Origin of the sequence: Stenotrophomonas sp. SbOxS2 (assembly GCF_013416715.1) — a bacterium.
In the GTDB taxonomy this organism is placed as follows: domain Bacteria; phylum Pseudomonadota; class Gammaproteobacteria; order Xanthomonadales; family Xanthomonadaceae; genus Stenotrophomonas; species Stenotrophomonas lactitubi.
In genome coordinates this window covers 130,002-145,958 of the sequence record NZ_JAAVXD010000009.1, presented here as the reverse complement: position 1 = coordinate 145,958, position 15,957 = coordinate 130,002, and the positions used below count along the sequence as shown (strand labels likewise).

The window sequence follows — 15,957 nt, the reverse complement described above, 5'->3', positions numbered from 1 at the left end:
GGCGGCGGCCGCTAACAATGAGTGAATGGGGGTTTTCGGCCGGGCGGCGCCCGGCACCCGCAGAGGCAACGGCAACCTCAACAGCAACAGCAACGGCGGGCTATCCGTGGGATGGCGGGGTGGGTCCGGTTGCGGGGGACGCCGTGAACCCATCCGTGGGGGCTTGGCCGCGGCATCCATGCCGCGGACACCCCCGCAACCGGACCCACCCCGCCTTCGACAATTCCCCGCGACCTGGGAACGGTGTTCTGTGCTGCTGTTGGTGGGTGTCGACCTTGCGGCTGTTGGTGGGTGTCGACCTTGGTCGACACATGGATCCACGCCATGCGTGGATGGGACTCACCGAGGCCGTGAGATCTGTTGGCGAGGGTCTTCCCCGACTAGCGCGCCATCTTCCGCCGCAGCCAGTAGCCCGCGCCCAGCAGCACAAACCATGCAGGGCTGGCCACCAGCGCCTGGCGGGTGTCGGCCTGCAGGCTCAGCAGCACCAGCACGGCGGCGAAGAACAGCAGGCAGGCCCAGCACATCGCTACGCCACCGGGCATCTTGAAGATCGAGGCCGCGTGGCGTTCTGGGTAGCGACGGCGGTAGACCATGTAGGCCACCAGGATCAGCGACCAGACGAAGATGAACAGCACCGTCGCCAGGGTCGTCACCAGGGTGAAGGCGGTCACCAGGTTGGGGATCAGGTAGATCAGCAGGGTGCCGCCCAGCAGGCACAGGCAGGAGAACAGCAGGCCCCGGGCCGGCACCGCTGCGCGCGAGAGCTTGGACAGGCCGCGCGGTGCATGGCCTTCCTCGGCCAGGCCGAACAACATGCGGCTGGTGGAGAAGATGCCGCTGTTGGCCGACGAGGTGGCCGAGGTCAGTACCACGAAGTTGATCAGGCTGGCAGCGGCGGGAATGCCGGCCAGCACGAACAGCTGCACGAACGGGCTCTTGTCTGGCACCACCTGGCGCCATGGGGTGACCGCCATGATCGCGATCAGCGCCAGCACGTAGAAGATGATGATGCGCACAGGGATCGAGTTGATCGCCTTGGGCAGGTTGCGCTCCGGGTCGGCCGTTTCCGCAGCGGTGGTACCCACCAGCTCGATGCCGACGAAAGCGAACACCGCGATCTGGAAACCGGCGAAGAAGCCGACCAGGCCCATCGGGAACATGCCGCCGTCATTCCACAGGTTCGACAGCGCTGCGGTGTGCCCGCTGGGCGAGGTGAAGCCCCACGCCACCAGCCCGGCACCGGTGATGATCAGCGCGCAGATCGCCACGATCTTGATCAGCGCGAACCAGAATTCCATTTCGCCGAACAGCTTCACCGTCACCAGGTTCAACGCCAGCAGCAGCATCACGCAGGCCAACGCCGGTATCCATGCATCCAGTCCGGGGAACCAGAACTGCGCATACGCGGCGATGGCAATCACATCGGCGATGGCGGTGACGATCCAGCAGAACCAGTACGTCCACCCGCAGAAGAATCCGGCCCACGGCCCGAGCAGATCGGTGGAGAAATCGATGAAGGATTTGTACTGCAGGTTCGAGAGCAGCAGCTCGCCCATCGCGCGCATCACGAAGAACAGCATCGCGCCGATGATCAGGTAGACGAACACGATGGACGGGCCGGCCAGGCTGATGGTCTTGCCCGAGCCCATGAACAGGCCGGTGCCGATGGCACCGCCGATGGCGATCAGTTGCAGGTGACGGTTGGACAGGCTGCGGCGCAGGTGCTCGGGGGGCGTGGCGGGCTCGGTCATGGGCGCGGGAAGAGGCGGGTGAAGCGTCCGACGGTAGTCCTCCGGCTGCCACAACACCAGCGCCGGACGGACCAGGACCGTCAACAAGTGTCGCCTTCACCACAATGTGACCCGTTACCGCATTTGTCCCATTCCGCCCAGCCCGGCGCCGTGTTCATATACCGCCATCGCCCAAGGACCGGCCCCGCCCATGTGCCCAGCCCTGCACACCTCTCTGGAGCCCCGGTCATGAGCCGACTGCGGGTCATCATCGGCGGCACCGTACTGGCCGTGCTGGCCGCTGCAGTGCCGATCGCGGTCATGGTCTATGCCACCTGGGATCGCGCCGTCAGCGTCGAGCAACAGCGCCTGCATGCCATCGCCGAGCGCAGCCTGCGCCGTACCGAAGTGTCCTACCAGGAAGCGCTGGCGGCATTGAAGTCGGCCGAGGCCACAGTGCTGCCGCCATGCGGGGCAGAACACATCCAGCGCATGCAGACCCTGGTGATGACCACGCCGTCGTCCGACCAGATGGGCTACTTCGAGGGCGGCAAGCTGCGCTGCACGTCGTGGGGCCCGTTCCTGCGGGATGTGGACCAGCCCACGCCGGACCACGTCACCAGCGATGGCGTCGGCATCACCGTGGACGTGCGCCCCGAGGCGGCGGGCCGGCGGCCGATGCTGTCCATCATGTACGGGTCGTACGACGTGCTGGTCGACCCCCGTCGCTTCGTCGACGTCATCGTCGATCCAGACGTGCGGCTGGCCCTGGCAAGCCCGGATGGACGGCTGCTGACCCAGCAGGACGGCATGGACCCGACCCTGTTGCAGAAACTGCTGCGCGAACCCGGCGAGGGCCTGGACCGCGACACGCTGTACGCCAGCGCGCGCAGCGGGGAATGGCTGGCGATCGCCACCGCTCCACGCACCGCGCTGGCCGCTACCTTCCGGCAGCAGGCGTGGTTGTTCGTGCCCTTGGGGCTGCTGATGGCCGCCGCCGGTGCCGGCCTGGTGATCTGGCTGTCGCGACGACGGCTGTCGATGCGCGGCGAGCTGCGCATCGCCATCCGCCGCCGCGAACTCTATCTGCATTACCAGCCGATCATCGAACTGGATACCGGCATCTGCGTCGGCGCCGAGGCACTGGTGCGCTGGCAGCGTCCCGACGGCACGCAGGTGCGTCCGGACCTGTTCATTCCCCTGGCCGAAGAGGCCGGGATGATCGCCGCCATCACCGATCTGGTGATCGAGAACGTGGTTGCCGACATGCGTGAACTGCTGGCCGAGGATCGCAGCGCACACATCGCGATCAACCTGGCGGCCGAGGACATCAGCAGCGGGCGGGCGCTGAAGGTGATCTCGCAGCGCATGGCCGGCAGCGGCATCCTGCCGCAGCAGATCTGGCTGGAGGCCACCGAACATGGCTTCCTCGACATCGACCGTGCGCGCACCATGCTGGCGGCGGCGCGACGCGCGGGTCACAGCGTGGCCATCGATGATTTCGGTGTCGGCTATTCCAGCCTGCAGTACCTGCAGCAGCTGCCGTTGGATGCACTGAAGATCGACAAGTCCTTCATCGATGCGATCGGCACCGAAAGCGCGACCAGCCCGGTCACCCCGCACATCATCGGCATGGCCCGCGAGCTGGGCCTGTGGTTGGTGGCTGAAGGCGTGGAAACCGAAGCGCAGCTGGCCTACCTGCACAGCCAGCACGTGCAGTTCGGCCAAGGGTGGTTGTTCTCGCGGCCGTTGCCGCGCGATGAGTTCATCGCTTTCCATCGCAAGCGCCAGCAGCAGTACGGCGCGGCGCGGGAGCATATGCAGAATCCGCGTAGCGTGCCGTTCGAGCGCGAGCAGGCGGGGGAGGAGTAGTCGGCGAACGGCGCGGCCCCTCGTGGTGGGTCGCTAAGAGCGGTTCGTGGGTTGGTCGGGCGGGGTGGGTACGCGGGGGACGCCGTGAATCCGTCCATGGAGGCTTGGCCGCGGCATCCATGCCGCGGACACCCCCGCGTACCCACCCCGCCCGACCCGGGACAGATCTCTGCGGCGTTCCACCACGTAAGAGAGAAGAGAAAAACAACAGCGGGTCGCTGCGCTCGCACGTTCTGTTCTCTGTAGTGCCGGCCGCTGGCCGGCAACCCCGGCAACTCCGTCACCGATGATCGACGCCTATGCCCAGGCCTTCGGACGAGCCCACAGCCAGGCTGCGCACACCGCCAGCAGCAGCAACGGCAACCAGGCCAGGTGCTGGGCGCCGCTGGCCTGCAGCATCAGGCCGCCGCCGACGCCACCGGCGGCGATGGCAAGGTTCCAGCCGGTTACCAGCATCGATTGCGCGAGGTCGGCAGCGGCGCCGGCGCGGCGGGCCAGTGCGGTCTGGAACAGGGTTGGCACGGCACCGAATGCGACGCCCCACAGGATCGTCACCAGCAGCAGCACGCCCGGCACGCTTGGCCACAGCAGCAGCGAAACCACCGCCAGCACGAAGCCGATCACGCTGGCCCATACCAGCGCGCGCAGATGGCGGTCCACGCCCCAGCCGGCAATGGCGATACCCACGATCGCGGCGATGCCGAACGCCAGCAGCAGCCGGTCCAGCCAGCCGCCCGCGCCGGCCTGCACCGCCAACGGCTCGATGTAGGTGTACAGCACGTTGTGCGCCAGCACGTACAGCACCATCACCAGCAGCGTGCTGCGGATGCCGGGCATGCGCCAGACCGAACCCAGCGACATGCGCCGGCCCGCGCCGGCCGCCGGCAATGCGGGCAGCGCCCATCGCGCGTAGCCGAGCAGCAGCACCGCCAGCACGCTCATCAACGCGAACGCCCAGCGCCAGCCGATCTGCTGGCCCAGCAACGTGCCGGCCGGCACCCCCAGCGACAACGCCAACGGCGAGCCGATCATCGCCACCGCGATCGCCCTGCCCTGCAGTTCCGGCACCACCATGCGCGCGGCGTAGCCGGCCACCAGCGACCACAGCAGGCCCGCGCCCACGCCGGCCAGGAAGCGCGCCACCAGGGTCAGCACGTAGTCGTGGCTGAGCGCGGTCACGGTGTTGACCACCATGAAGCCGGCAATCGCCGCCAGCAGCAGCGGACGACGCGGCAGGCGCTGGGTCAGCGCGGTCATCGGCAGCGCAGCCAGCAGCGAGCCCAATGCGTACACACTGACCAGTTGGCCTGCCGCCGCGTCGCTGACGCCGAGACTCTCGCCCATCGGCCGCAGCACGCCGGCCGGCAGCGTTTCGGTCAACAGGGTGATGAAGCCACCACCGGCCAAGGCCAGCAGACCACGCCACGGCAATCGCGTTGCCTCACCGGCCGGTGCCCCGGCATCGATCGCGTGGCCGCTCATCGCGCCGTCTCCAGATCGGCGTACACCGCATCGCGCAGTTCATCCACGAACGCGCCGTGCATGCCTTCGTACAGCGTGTTGGTCAGCGCGACCACGCTCAGGCCGCGCGCCGGATCGACGAACCAGCTATGGCCGTAGGCACCGCCCCAGCGCCATGTGCCCACGGTCTGTGGTGTGCCGCTGGCTGCGGCATCACGCAGCACGGCAAAGCCCAGGCCGAAGCCCCAACCGGGTGGATCGACAGGTCCCAGTTCGCCCAGCTGAGGCGTACCCTTCTGCGCCGCCAGCCATTCCGGCAGCAGCTGCGAGGCGCGCACATCGCGCAACGCTTCCAGCACGGTCATCACCTCATCAGCGGTGCCCACCAGCCCTGCACCGGCCGACGGATAACGGTGTGGATCGGTCGCCCGTGCCAGGCTGTATTCGATGCCCACCGAGCCCTCGAAGGCAGGCACCACCTCGCCCTCCTGCAAGCGATGCGGCTGCGGCACGTCACTGACATACGGCGTCGCCAGACGGCTGCCCTCGCCGGTGGCGAACGCGGTGTCGCGCAGGCCCAACGGCTGCGCCAACAACCGGTCGAACAACACCTGCAGCCTTTCGCCAGTGGCCGCTTCAGCCACCGCGCCCGCTACATCCACGCCCAGCGAGTACAGCCACTGGCTGCCCGGCGCGAACAACAGCGGCGCCTGCGCGATGCGCTGCACGTTCTGCTGCAGCGTCACCGCGCTCGCGTCCATGCCATCGCTTACGCCCGCCTGCGCGTAAGGCCCCTCGGCGTCGGCTTCCAGGAAGCGATAGCCCAACCCACTGCTGTGGCTGAGCAGCTGGCGCAGGCTGATCGATGGCTGGCTGCCGTCGGCCAGTGCCGGGCGGAACGCCGGCAACCAGCGCTGCACCGGCGCATCCAGGTCGAGCACGCCCTCGGCAACCAGCCGCAGGATCACCGTGGTCAGCAGCGGCTTGCTCACCGAAGCCAGCCGGAACAGCTGGTCGCGGCGCATCGGTGTATTCGCTTCACGATCGGCCAGGCCACTGGCGCTGGCATGGCGAAGCACGCCGTGTTCGCGCACCAGCACCACCGCACCGACCAGACGCTGCGGGTGCACGGCCTGCAGCAGCGCGCTCACCGCGGGCAGTACCGGCGCAGTATCAACAGGGAGGGCGAGTGTCATCGAGATGATCCGTGGGGAGAGGCCGCCACGGTAGGCAGCTTCGGCGCCCGCAAAAAGCGGGGCCGGGCTCCGCGCATCATGGACCACACGGTCCGTAATTGGCATGATGCCCGGAACCACTGGGCCGCACCGACCCGCCAAGCGCCCGCACTGCACTGTTGCACCGGCTGCGTCACCGGGCCTGCCGACCGCCGCCTACCCTGCCCTCTTTCGCAGCGACCTTCCCCATGTCCGTCCTCGACAACCTGGCCAACCTGCAGACCTTCGTCCACGCCGCGGACACCCGCAGCTTCGTCGAAACCGGCCGCGTACAAGGCATCTCCGCCTCGGCCGCCGGCAAGTGCGTGGCCCGGCTGGAACAGGCGCTCGGTGTACGCCTGTTCCACCGCAGCACGCGCAGCATCACCCTCACCGCCGAGGGCCAGCTGTTCCTGGCGCGCTGCCGGCGCATCCTGGACGAGCGCGACGCCGCACGCACCGAACTGGCCCAGCAGCATGCAACCCCCAGCGGCACCCTGCGCATCAGCCTGCCGCTGGTGGGCGACCTTACCCTGCCGTTGATGGCGGAATTCATGGCCGCCTATCCCGACATCCGCCTGGAGCTGGATTTCTCCGATCGACTGGTCGACGTCATCGAAGAGGGATTCGATGCCGTGCTGCGTGTCGGCGAGCCCAGCGACTCACGTCTCACCGCGCGCCGCCTCGGTGTGTTCCCACGCTGCGTCGTCGCATCACCGGCGTACCTGCAACGGCATGGCACGCCGCAGGTGCCGGCGGACCTGCTGCAGCACCGCCTGCTGCATTACCGCTTCCCCAGCAGCGGCAAACTCGAACCGTGGCCGATCCTCTGGCCCGAGGGTGACACGGCACAGGAACTGCCGGTGCACCTGGTCGCCAACACCATCGAGGCGCGGGTGGCACTGGCACTGCGCGACGGTGGCCTGGCGTTCGTGCCAGTGCATTCGGTACGCGATGCACTTGCTGACGACCGGCTGGTCACCGTGCTTGATGAGCACGTGCATTCCTGCGGCACGTTCCACCTGCTGTGGCCGTCGGGCCGCCACGTACTGCCGAAGCTGCGGGTGTTCATCGAGTTCGTCGGCGCGCGGCTGGATACGGTGCCGTAACGCGGCGCAGCGGCCGCGACCATTCAGCTCACGGCGCTATACTGCCCACTCATTCCTCATAGAGGCTCGCGACCAATGCGCCAGTGATGCCGCCGTCTTCGCACTAGACGGCCCGAATCTTCCCGCCCCTGCGCGCAGGGGAGAACCAGGCATTCATGGAGGTCGCATGACTTCGCATTCCCTCACGCTCGATCGCGTGTCGTATCGGTTGGCCGATGGCCGACCGCTGTTTTCCAATCTGTCCTTTTCCTTCGAACCGGTGGCCACTGGTCTGGTCGGCGCCAACGGCGTCGGCAAGAGCGTGCTCGCGCGCCTGCTCGCTGGCCAGCTGTCGCCCGACGAGGGTCAGGTGCACCGCAGTGGCCAGGTATTCCTGTTGCCTACGCCCGGCTATCCGCCACGTGGCACGGTCGCCGAACTGGCCGGCGTGGGCGCCGAACTGGCGGCGCTGGCGCGTATCGAAGCGGGCAGCGTCGATGCAGCGGACTTCACCTGCATCGGCGACCGCTGGAACCTGCGCGAACGCCTGCAGCAGCAGTGGCAGGCAATGCAGCTGCCGGCCGACCTTGATCCCGCGCAACCCGCCGCGCGGCTCAGTGGTGGCCAGGCGATGCAGGTGGCGCTGTCCGGCGCGTGGGCCAGCGGCGCGGATTGGCTGATCCTCGACGAACCGAGCAATCACCTCGATGCCCATCACCGCCGCCAACTGTATGCACAGCTGCAGCGATGGCAGGGCGGACTGCTGGCGATCAGCCATGACCGCGCCCTGCTCTCGCAGATGACGCAGATCGTCGAACTGGATGCGCACGGCCTGCATCGTTATGGCGGGCCATGGCAGCACTATGCCGACACGCGTGCCGCCGAACGCGAGGCCGCCGCCGCCCAGCTTGACCACGTCCGCGCCCAGCACCGGCAGCAGCAACGCAGCGCGCGCGAGCAGCACGAGCGCCAGCAGCAGCGCCAGGCACGCGGCAACCGCGAGGCGCGCGAGGCCAACCAGGCACCGATCCTGCTCGGTCGGCAGAAGCAGCGCGCCGAAGCCAGCCACGGGCGCGCGCAGCAGATCCAGAGCGATCGCCTGCAGGCCAGCGCCGCGCAGGTGCGCGCTGCCGCCGCAGCGGTGCACGTGGCGCCGGAACTGGCGTTGTTCAGTGGCGAAGGCGAGCGTGGCCAAGCCCGTTTGCTGCAGGCGCATGAGCTGGTGCTGCCGCGCGGCTGTCGTGCGCCACTGCAGCTGGAGATCCGTCGTGGCCAGCGCATTGCCGTGGTCGGCGACAACGGCAGCGGCAAGTCGACGCTGTTGCGCGTGCTGGCCGGCGAGCTGCCCGCAGATAGTGGACAGGTACATCGGCATGCGCCATTGGCCCTGCTCGACCAGCAGCTGCTGAATCTGCGCAGCGAAGAGAGCATTCTCGACGCGGTGCAGGCCGCCCATCCCACGGCCGATCCGGCTGTGCTGCGCACGCGGTTGGCGTTGCTGGGCCTGGATGCACAGCGCATCCAGCGTCCGGCCGGCAGCCTCAGCGATGGCGAGCGGGTGAAAGGTGCGCTGGCCAGCGTGCTGTATGCCGAACCTGCCCCGCAGCTGCTGTTGCTGGACGAGCCGGGCAACGCGCTGGACCTGGCCGCGCTGCAGGCGCTGGAAGAGCTGCTGGCGGCATGGCCGGGGGCGTTGCTGATGGTCAGCCATGACGCGCACCTGCTGCAGGCGTTGCGGCCAACGCAGGTGGTGCAGGTCGGTGATGCAGGTTGGCAGTGGCGCGATGCGTTGTAGAGCCGAGCCCATGCTCGGCTCCTGCCGGCTGGCATCCACGCATGGCGTGGATCTACTGCCAGCCGAGCATTCATCCACGCATGGCGTGGATCTACCGGCTGGCAATGCGTCCACGTCCATCGGAAGCGATGCGTTGTAGAGCCGAGCCCATGCTCGGCTCCCGCCGGCTGGCATCCACGCATGGCGTGGATCTACTCATCCGCGCTTCCACACCGGGAATACCTGCGGCATCTGCTGCCACAGCAGAGGCCCGGCCTGCAGTTCGTCGTCGTTGAGCAGGCATGCGTCCAGCGCATTCCGCACCATGCGCTCATCCATGTGCACGCCAATCACCACCAGCTCCTGCCGGCGGTCACCCCACAGCGGGTGCCACAGGCGTGCCATCGCCGCGTGCGCCGCCGCGTCCGGGAATTCCTGTGCATCGGGCAACGGCGCGCTCCAGCAGTCGGCCTGCTGCCGTGCCCAGCCCAGATCGCTGTAAGGCAGTGGCGTTGGCGGCAGCAGCGGCGTGGTGTCCTCCTGTCCGGCACGTACACGCTCTCGCGCCGCATACCAGAAGCCCGCCGCCTGGGTGCGCGTGGCCGCGCCCACGCTGTTCAACTCGCCCACCCAGTCCATGCGGTTGGCCAGCCAGAACCAGCCCTTGCTGCGGATCACCCCGGGCATGCCGTGCTGCAACGTGCGTGCGAAGCGGGCTGGGTGGAACGGCCGTCGCGAGCGGTAGACGAAGCTGGCAATGCCGTACTCCTCGGTTTCCGGTGTGTGCTCGCCGCGCAGCTCCTTCACCCAGCCGGGAGCCTGCTGCGCACGATCGAAATCGAAGCGACCGGTATCCAGCAGCTCGGCAAGCGGCACATCGCCGAACGCGGACAGCAGCAGCTTCGCGTCGCGGTTCAACCCGCGCAGCACCGCCAGCGTGTCCTGCAGCACTTCGTCGTCCACCTGGTCCACCTTGCTGACCACGATCACGTCGGCGAACTCCACCTGCTCGCACAGCAGGTCGACCACGCCGCGGTCATCGTCCGGCCCCGCCTGCTGACCACGCTCGGCCAAGCGCAGCGTTGAACCGAAATCGGCCAGGAAGGCACTGCCATCCACCACCGTCACCATCGTATCCAGCCGCGCGATATCGCTCAGGCTGAAGCCGTGCTCATCGCGCACCGCGAAGGTGGCCGCTACGGGCATCGGCTCGCCGATTCCGGTCGATTCGATCAGCAGGTAGTTGTAGCGGCCGCTGTCAGCCAGGCGCCGGACCTCCTGCAGCAGATCATCGCGCAGCGTGCAGCAGATGCAGCCGTTGCTGAACTCCACCAGCGTCTCTTCGGTGCGACGCAGCTCTGCGCCACCATCGCGCACCAGCTGCGCATCGATGTTGACCTCGCTCATGTCGTTGACGATCACCGCCACCCGCAGGCCATCGCGGTTGCGCAGGATCTGGTTGAGCAGGGTGGTCTTGCCGGCCCCAAGGAAGCCGGAGAGCACGGTGACCGGAAGGCGACGGTCGGCGCGGGAAACAGTGTTCATGTCGGAGCGGGTTGGCTGCGGAACGGGAATGTTACTGTATAACAATTGTCGCGCAAGGAACCTCCCTACATGAAGTCGCCCTCCGCCGCCCTGCTTGATACCGGGGCCGTCGCCCTGTCCAGCCTGTGCCTGCTGCATTGCCTGGCACTGCCCCTGCTGGCGGCCGCGCTGCCGCTGTTCGGCGTCTGGGCCGAAGCGGAATGGGTACACCTGGTCTTCGTGGCCATCGCGCTGCCGATGACTGGCTTCGCCCTGTGGCGGGCCGAACGCCGCCATCCTCTGCCCGCACTGGCGTGGCTGAGCGCCGGTATCGGCCTGGCCCTGTTGATGGCCGGCGCCCTGGCGCTGCCCTCGCACGCGTGGGAGACCCCGCTGACGGTCACCGGCAGTCTGCTGCTGGCCGCCACGCACATCTGGAACGCGCGGCACCGGCACCGATAACGCCACGGGGTAGTGCCGGCCGCTGGCCGGCAACTGCAGGCTACGTCCGCAGTTCATCAGGTTGCCGGCCAACGGCCGGTACTACCCGGCTATTTGCCGTAGCGCCGCAGCAGCTCCACCAGCACCTCGGCTTCGGCCGCCCGCTGGGCCGGATCTTCCGCGCCCACCACGTGTTCCTGCAGGTGCTCGTGCAGCAGTTCCATCAACAGGCTATGGGCAGCGCCACGCACGGCGGCCACCTGCACCAGCACGTCGGCGCAGTCGCCTGGCTCGCTCTCGGGCGTGTTCAGCGCCTGCTCCAACGCCGCCACCTGGCCGCCGATGCGACGGACCCGGGTCAACAGCTGCTTTCGATTCCTGTGTACATGCGCCATGGGCGGATCATATACCCTATGGGGGTATCCATCCATCACTTCCGCCATGCACCTGGACGCCCTCGCCGCTGCCCGCCGCCACGAACACCGCTTCGACGACGGTAACCCGCTGGCCGAACGCAATACCCGTCGCGCCATGTGGCTCACCGTCAGCATGATGCTGGTCGAGATCGTCGGTGGCTGGTGGTTCAATTCCATGGCCGTGCTCGCCGACGGTTGGCACATGAGCTCGCACGCACTGGCGCTGGGCCTCTCGGTGTTCGCCTACCGCTGTGCACGCCGCTACGCGCACGATCCGCGCTTTGCGTTCGGCACCTGGAAGATCGAGATCCTGGCCGGCTACACCAGCGCCATCGCCCTGCTTGGTGTTGCCGCGCTGATGGCCGTGCAATCGCTGCAACGGCTGTGGGTGCCCGCGCCCATCCACTACAACGAGGCCATCGCCATCGCCGCGGTCGGCCTGGGCGTGAACCTGCTGTGCGCGTGGTGGCTGCACGACAGCCCCGGTCATGCGCATCACCATCATGGCCACGGACACGGACACGACCATGGCGATCACCATGGGCATGACCACGATCACGGCCATTCCCACGGGCACGACCTCAACCTGCGTTCGGCCTACGTGCACGTGCTGGCCGACGCCGCCACCTCGGTGCTGGCCATCGTTGCCCTGCTCGGCGGCAAGCTGCTCGGCCTGACCTGGCTGGACCCGGTGATGGGCCTGGTCGGCGCGGTGCTGGTCACCGCGTGGGCGATCGGCCTGCTGCGCGACAGCGGCCGCATCCTGCTCGACGCGCAGATGGATGCGCCGGTGGTGGCCGAGGTACGCGAAGTGATCGAGCAGGGTCCGTGGCCGGCACGCCTGGCCGACCTGCACGTGTGGCAGGTGGGGCGTGGCAAGTACGCCGTCGCCGCCAGCGTGGTCACCAGTGATGCCACGCTCGATCCGGACACCGTGCGCCAGGCGCTGGCGATCCATGAAGAGCTGGTGCACGTCACCGTGGAGATCCACCGCAGCGCGTGACCCCGGCGCGCCGCGGTTCTTGCCGAAAATCTGTACCGGGCGCCACCGCGTGCTGCCTACACTGGCCGCACCTGCCCCGTCGGGACATCCCATGCGCGCGCTCCGCCTGCTGCTGCCCGGTGCCCTCCTGCTGCTGGTGGCCTGTTCCGGCGATACCCAGCTGCCGTTCTCTTCCGACCCGATGCTCGGCTGCTTCGCCACCAGCCCGCGCAAGTCCGCCGAGTTCCGCATCGAAAAGGAAGGAAGCCAGTACTTCGTGTCCTTCGAGCGCGACGGCCAATGGCAGCGCGAACCCAATGCGCTGTACAAGGCCAGCCGCAGCGACATCCAGCAGTACTTCCGCGACGACGCCGACCAGATCGACAGCGCGCTGATCCGCATGGCCGGCGGCTTCGGCATCTTCCACGTCAAGGACGGCGCCACGTTGAAGGCGCGGGCACGCGACAGCGATTACATGGCGCTGCTGTTGATCGGCGCGGGGCCGGTGTATGCGGTGAAGTGTCAGTAGCGGCCAGATTGCAATTCTTCCCATGGCCTCAGCGATGCCGCTGGCACACGCTGCCGGTTTCGAGGAGGAATACCGATGACCGTTCTTCTCCTGCTGGCCGCGATCGTTGCAAAGACCCAAGGTGCTTATGACGAGGTGCGTGAGGCCGATGACGGCGACGTCGTGGTGATGCGCACCTTCGACTGGGAAATCGAAGGGGAACGCGCCAGGCGTGTAACGGTGCATTGGTTGCTGCAGGAAGACGGCAGCATGCGCTACGACTTCGACCGGCAGCCCGCCGCCACCCAGGATGCCCATCGCCGATCGTGCGCGTTGCAGGGCATGCAGCCCTCACGAGGCGTCGGCTTGATCTCAGGAGAGGGAACCATCCACGGATTCAGCTGCACCGACCTGCGGTAGCGCCGCGCCCATGCTGTTCAGGGGTGAGATATATCAGGGGGGGCTGCGAGATATCTAGCCGGAAGACCCCGGAAGAAGGCTGACAATGGCGGATCGATATGAAAAGCCGTTGCGCCTGGCGCAATCCCTGAATCAGACGAACAAATCCAGCTGATCCAGTCCGCCTGCCCGCGCCTGGGCCCGGCGAATCAACCGACGGATGCTTCTTTCGTGCATACCGGTGTCGTGTGCAAGTTTAGCGGTAGAGGTGCCTGCGAGGTAGGCCCGCAAGATCTCGATCTCCCGCTGCGTAGCTTTGAAGTGCGCGTCCTTCGGGTACGTGATGGTCTGTCCGCCCCAGTGCTCGGCCAAGCTATCGGCCACCGCTGCCCCCACCAAGTCAGCAACCTCGGTGGGGAGCGCGTGCTCACGACCCAGCAAACCCGCCACCACTTCGGCGATTTCACTGAGGAGTTCGTGACGGCGGGCCTCCATCGACTTCATGCCGAAGGAGCCTCCCGCCGGGCACGGCGATTGGCGTCGATCTGAAGAGCGGCAATCACTTTGGACAGCTTATCCGGGTTGCACCATTCCAGGCGTCCTACCTTGAACATGTGGCGGGCCACCGAATGTGCATATTCCCACTCGCGCCCCGAATCGGCCAGCAGCGCCTCGATCTTGGACAGCTGCGGGGACAGGTCGCCCTTGGGACGGCCGGCCCAGCGCTTGGCGGCATACGCTGCCTTGGCGGGGATGCCACCCAAGCGGCGCAACTCGTTGGCGATCGCATCGAGCTGCCGGCGATCGCACCTGCCGGCGCTGCGCTGGGCAACGCCATGCTCCCTGGATACACGCTCGACCAGGTCACGGTAGACGTCCTCGGAGAGGCTGAGCTTCTTGGCACCGGCGTGGATCGCGGCCAGTACCCGGTTACGGCCGTCGCCGGCCTTGCGAGCGCGGGTCATGCCTTGCTCCTTGCGCCTTGGGCGGCCCGTAGGGCGGTCTGCCAGGCCGGAATCTCCAGGCCGGACTGATTCAGAAGCCGCAGCAGGTCGCCGCGCGCACCAGGCACGATACGGCCACCGGCCTTCAGGACGTCGGCGACCTGGACCTTCTTGGTGAGGGGCGCCGTCCGTTGGTGTTTTTCAGTCACGGCCAGCATCGCTTGAACTCCTTCTCCGCCAGGTAGCACTTCTCAGACAGGTCATAGCGCATCTGGCCTGCGCCAGCGTGCTCTTGGTAGGTGCGGATATCTATGCTCGCCTGCGGCAGGCTGATGCCGAAGTAGTCCATCAGCGCGCTGCGGTTTACCCGACCGTAATGGTCCAGCAGGAAGTCGATGAAACGCAGGCGTTGCTCGAGGGCGAAGTTGCGCTTGCGGTCAGCCATCACTCACCTCGACCTCTTGCGCGGGCGCTCCCACTGGCTGAATCAGCCATGCATCTTCATCCTCCTTGGCGAAGGCCTCGGCGTCGGTGCGACGAGCGAATTGCAGCGCTGCGTCCATGTCGGCTGTCCACTCGGGACCGAAGTCGCCCCACTTCCGCCAGCGGGTGCCTTGCCCGTCGGCGACTACCCAGCCCTGCGCGGGCGTGTACTCCTCGGCCGCGTCGATGGCGTTCTGCCACGGGCAATTGGCGCTGCTGTGCTCGCCGATATCAACACCGGTGATGCGCGCGATGTGGTCGGCCAGCTCGTCCGCAATCTCGTGATAGCTGTCGCGCTGATGCAGGGTCTGATCCCAGAGCAAGTCGTCGCTCGGTCGGGCCTGTGGTGGCAGGAAGACGTGGTTCGGGTTCACACAACTGCACCCGGAGATGCTTCCGCCACCCTCAGCGCAGCAGGCTGCAAAGTTCGCGATCTGTGCCGGCGGGCCGGCATGATCTACCCGCAGAATGTCGTGGATCGCCTCATGCAGGCATCCATCATCGGCAAGCTCGCCGAGTTCCGGGTAGTTGACCCTCGCCAGGTTGCAGATTTGGTGGGCGCGAATGGCCCGCTGACGAAGGGTTCGGATCTCGACTTCCAGCCCCACCACATACTCATTCGGCTCCACTGGCTGGCGGGCGGCGAGGGCCGCATCCACAGCTGCCCTCACTGCCGCGCGGGAAGGACCATTGGCCACGGCCCGAGGCGCTGCCTTGTAGGCCCGCCATGCGGCGTCGTACACGGTCTCATCCATGCTGCACCTCAACTTCTTTGACCTGCATGAGGCAGGAATCAAGGTCGGGCCGGTCATCCCAGTCGACCAGGCGGATGCCGTGCGGTGACGGCCATCCTTCTTGTTCATCGAACTGGCGCTGCATGCCGTAGGTTGAATAGCTGGAGTTCACGTCCAGCACCCACCTCATGAACTCGGCCCCTGCCATCTTGATGACGGCCAGCACGGCGTCACCATCGGCTTCATCGGGGCGCTCTTCGGCGCCCGTCCAGAACTTGTTGATTTCCGCCGCCACCTCCGGCGTCAGGATGCTGTGGTCGATCTCCAGCTGTACCTGGCCTTCGCCCCAGTCACGTTCGATCTTGTAGCGCTTGATGGTCATGT

The 15,957-nt window shown here is 67.3% G+C and carries 18 protein-coding genes; 7 read left to right on the top strand and 11 right to left on the bottom strand.

Annotated features, from left to right (window positions below; translation table 11 throughout):
* Positions 1 to 380: 380 nt before the first annotated feature.
* On the bottom strand, positions 381 to 1,754 hold the full coding sequence (gene cycA, locus HFK18_RS21095; protein WP_180167743.1) for a D-serine/D-alanine/glycine transporter: 1,374 nt from the start codon (positions 1,752 to 1,754) through the stop codon (positions 381 to 383).
* 228 nt (positions 1,755 to 1,982) lie between these two features.
* Between cycA and HFK18_RS21090 the strand changes: the two genes are divergently transcribed.
* Positions 1,983 to 3,605: an EAL domain-containing protein gene (locus HFK18_RS21090; protein WP_180167742.1), complete on the top strand. Its 1,623-nt coding sequence runs from the start codon at positions 1,983 to 1,985 to the stop codon at positions 3,603 to 3,605.
* Positions 3,606 to 3,902: 297 nt separating this feature from the next.
* On the opposite strand, the gene HFK18_RS21085 is transcribed toward HFK18_RS21090, so the two are convergent.
* Both HFK18_RS21085 and HFK18_RS21080 read right to left on the bottom strand, forming a co-directional pair.
* On the bottom strand, positions 3,903 to 5,087 hold the full coding sequence (locus tag HFK18_RS21085; protein WP_180167741.1) for an MFS transporter: 1,185 nt from the start codon (positions 5,085 to 5,087) through the stop codon (positions 3,903 to 3,905).
* Positions 5,084 to 6,262, bottom strand: a complete 1,179-nt coding sequence (locus HFK18_RS21080) for a serine hydrolase domain-containing protein (protein ID WP_180167740.1) — start codon at positions 6,260 to 6,262, stop codon at positions 5,084 to 5,086. The genes HFK18_RS21085 and HFK18_RS21080 overlap by 4 nt, the downstream gene beginning before the upstream one ends.
* 227 nt (positions 6,263 to 6,489) lie before the next feature.
* Between HFK18_RS21080 and HFK18_RS21075 the strand changes: the two genes are divergently transcribed.
* Positions 6,490 to 7,389 carry a LysR family transcriptional regulator gene (locus HFK18_RS21075; RefSeq protein WP_180167739.1) on the top strand — a complete coding sequence of 300 codons (900 nt, stop codon included), beginning with the start codon at positions 6,490 to 6,492 and terminating at the stop codon, positions 7,387 to 7,389.
* 166 nt (positions 7,390 to 7,555) lie between these two features.
* On the top strand, positions 7,556 to 9,163 hold the full coding sequence (locus HFK18_RS21070; protein WP_180167738.1) for an ATP-binding cassette domain-containing protein: 1,608 nt from the start codon (positions 7,556 to 7,558) through the stop codon (positions 9,161 to 9,163).
* A 195-nt stretch (positions 9,164 to 9,358) separates the two neighbouring features.
* On the opposite strand, the gene HFK18_RS21065 is transcribed toward HFK18_RS21070, so the two are convergent.
* Positions 9,359 to 10,687, bottom strand: coding sequence for a GTP-binding protein (locus HFK18_RS21065; protein ID WP_180167737.1), 1,329 nt, complete (start codon positions 10,685 to 10,687; stop codon positions 9,359 to 9,361).
* Between the two features lie 69 nt (positions 10,688 to 10,756).
* On the opposite strand from HFK18_RS21065, the gene HFK18_RS21060 reads away from it, so the two are divergent.
* Positions 10,757 to 11,128, top strand: a complete 372-nt coding sequence (locus HFK18_RS21060) for a MerC domain-containing protein (RefSeq protein ID WP_180167736.1) — start codon at positions 10,757 to 10,759, stop codon at positions 11,126 to 11,128.
* An 89-nt stretch (positions 11,129 to 11,217) separates the two neighbouring features.
* Here HFK18_RS21060 and HFK18_RS21055 read toward each other — a convergent pair whose 3' ends face one another.
* Positions 11,218 to 11,469, bottom strand: coding sequence for a metal-sensing transcriptional repressor (locus tag HFK18_RS21055; protein ID WP_343202984.1), 252 nt, complete (start codon positions 11,467 to 11,469; stop codon positions 11,218 to 11,220).
* Between the two features lie 79 nt (positions 11,470 to 11,548).
* On the opposite strand from HFK18_RS21055, the gene dmeF reads away from it, so the two are divergent.
* The 3 genes from dmeF to HFK18_RS21040 all read left to right on the top strand — a co-directional run bounded on the left by dmeF (position 11,549) and on the right by HFK18_RS21040 (position 13,433).
* Positions 11,549 to 12,526, top strand: a complete 978-nt coding sequence (gene dmeF / locus HFK18_RS21050; protein WP_180167734.1) for a CDF family Co(II)/Ni(II) efflux transporter DmeF — start codon at positions 11,549 to 11,551, stop codon at positions 12,524 to 12,526.
* A gap of 91 nt (positions 12,527 to 12,617) precedes the next feature.
* Positions 12,618 to 13,034 carry a hypothetical protein gene (locus tag HFK18_RS21045; protein ID WP_089238360.1) on the top strand — a complete coding sequence of 139 codons (417 nt, stop codon included), beginning with the start codon at positions 12,618 to 12,620 and terminating at the stop codon, positions 13,032 to 13,034.
* A gap of 75 nt (positions 13,035 to 13,109) precedes the next feature.
* Positions 13,110 to 13,433: a hypothetical protein gene (locus HFK18_RS21040; RefSeq protein ID WP_180167733.1), complete on the top strand. Its 324-nt coding sequence runs from the start codon at positions 13,110 to 13,112 to the stop codon at positions 13,431 to 13,433.
* A 132-nt stretch (positions 13,434 to 13,565) separates the two neighbouring features.
* Here HFK18_RS21040 and HFK18_RS21035 read toward each other — a convergent pair whose 3' ends face one another.
* From HFK18_RS21035 to HFK18_RS21010, 6 genes are read right to left on the bottom strand one after another with little or no spacing between them, the layout of a single operon-like run.
* The gene (locus HFK18_RS21035) at positions 13,566 to 13,916 is read right to left on the bottom strand and encodes a Mor transcription activator family protein (protein ID WP_158229107.1); all 351 of its coding nucleotides are present in this window, start codon (positions 13,914 to 13,916) and stop codon (positions 13,566 to 13,568) included.
* The gene (locus tag HFK18_RS21030) at positions 13,913 to 14,377 is read right to left on the bottom strand and encodes a regulatory protein GemA (protein WP_180167732.1); all 465 of its coding nucleotides are present in this window, start codon (positions 14,375 to 14,377) and stop codon (positions 13,913 to 13,915) included. The genes HFK18_RS21035 and HFK18_RS21030 overlap by 4 nt, the downstream gene beginning before the upstream one ends.
* Positions 14,374 to 14,574 carry a hypothetical protein gene (locus HFK18_RS21025; RefSeq protein ID WP_180167731.1) on the bottom strand — a complete coding sequence of 67 codons (201 nt, stop codon included), beginning with the start codon at positions 14,572 to 14,574 and terminating at the stop codon, positions 14,374 to 14,376. Before HFK18_RS21025 ends, HFK18_RS21030 begins: the two co-directional genes overlap by 4 nt.
* Entirely contained in the window at positions 14,562 to 14,801 is a 240-nt protein-coding gene (locus tag HFK18_RS21020; RefSeq protein ID WP_148239615.1) for a hypothetical protein, read from the bottom strand. Before HFK18_RS21020 ends, HFK18_RS21025 begins: the two co-directional genes overlap by 13 nt.
* Positions 14,794 to 15,594 carry a hypothetical protein gene (locus HFK18_RS21015; protein ID WP_180167730.1) on the bottom strand — a complete coding sequence of 267 codons (801 nt, stop codon included), beginning with the start codon at positions 15,592 to 15,594 and terminating at the stop codon, positions 14,794 to 14,796. Before HFK18_RS21015 ends, HFK18_RS21020 begins: the two co-directional genes overlap by 8 nt.
* Positions 15,587 to 15,955, bottom strand: a complete 369-nt coding sequence (locus HFK18_RS21010) for a DUF2528 family protein (RefSeq protein WP_180167729.1) — start codon at positions 15,953 to 15,955, stop codon at positions 15,587 to 15,589. Before HFK18_RS21010 ends, HFK18_RS21015 begins: the two co-directional genes overlap by 8 nt.
* Positions 15,956 to 15,957: the final 2 nt, after the last annotated feature.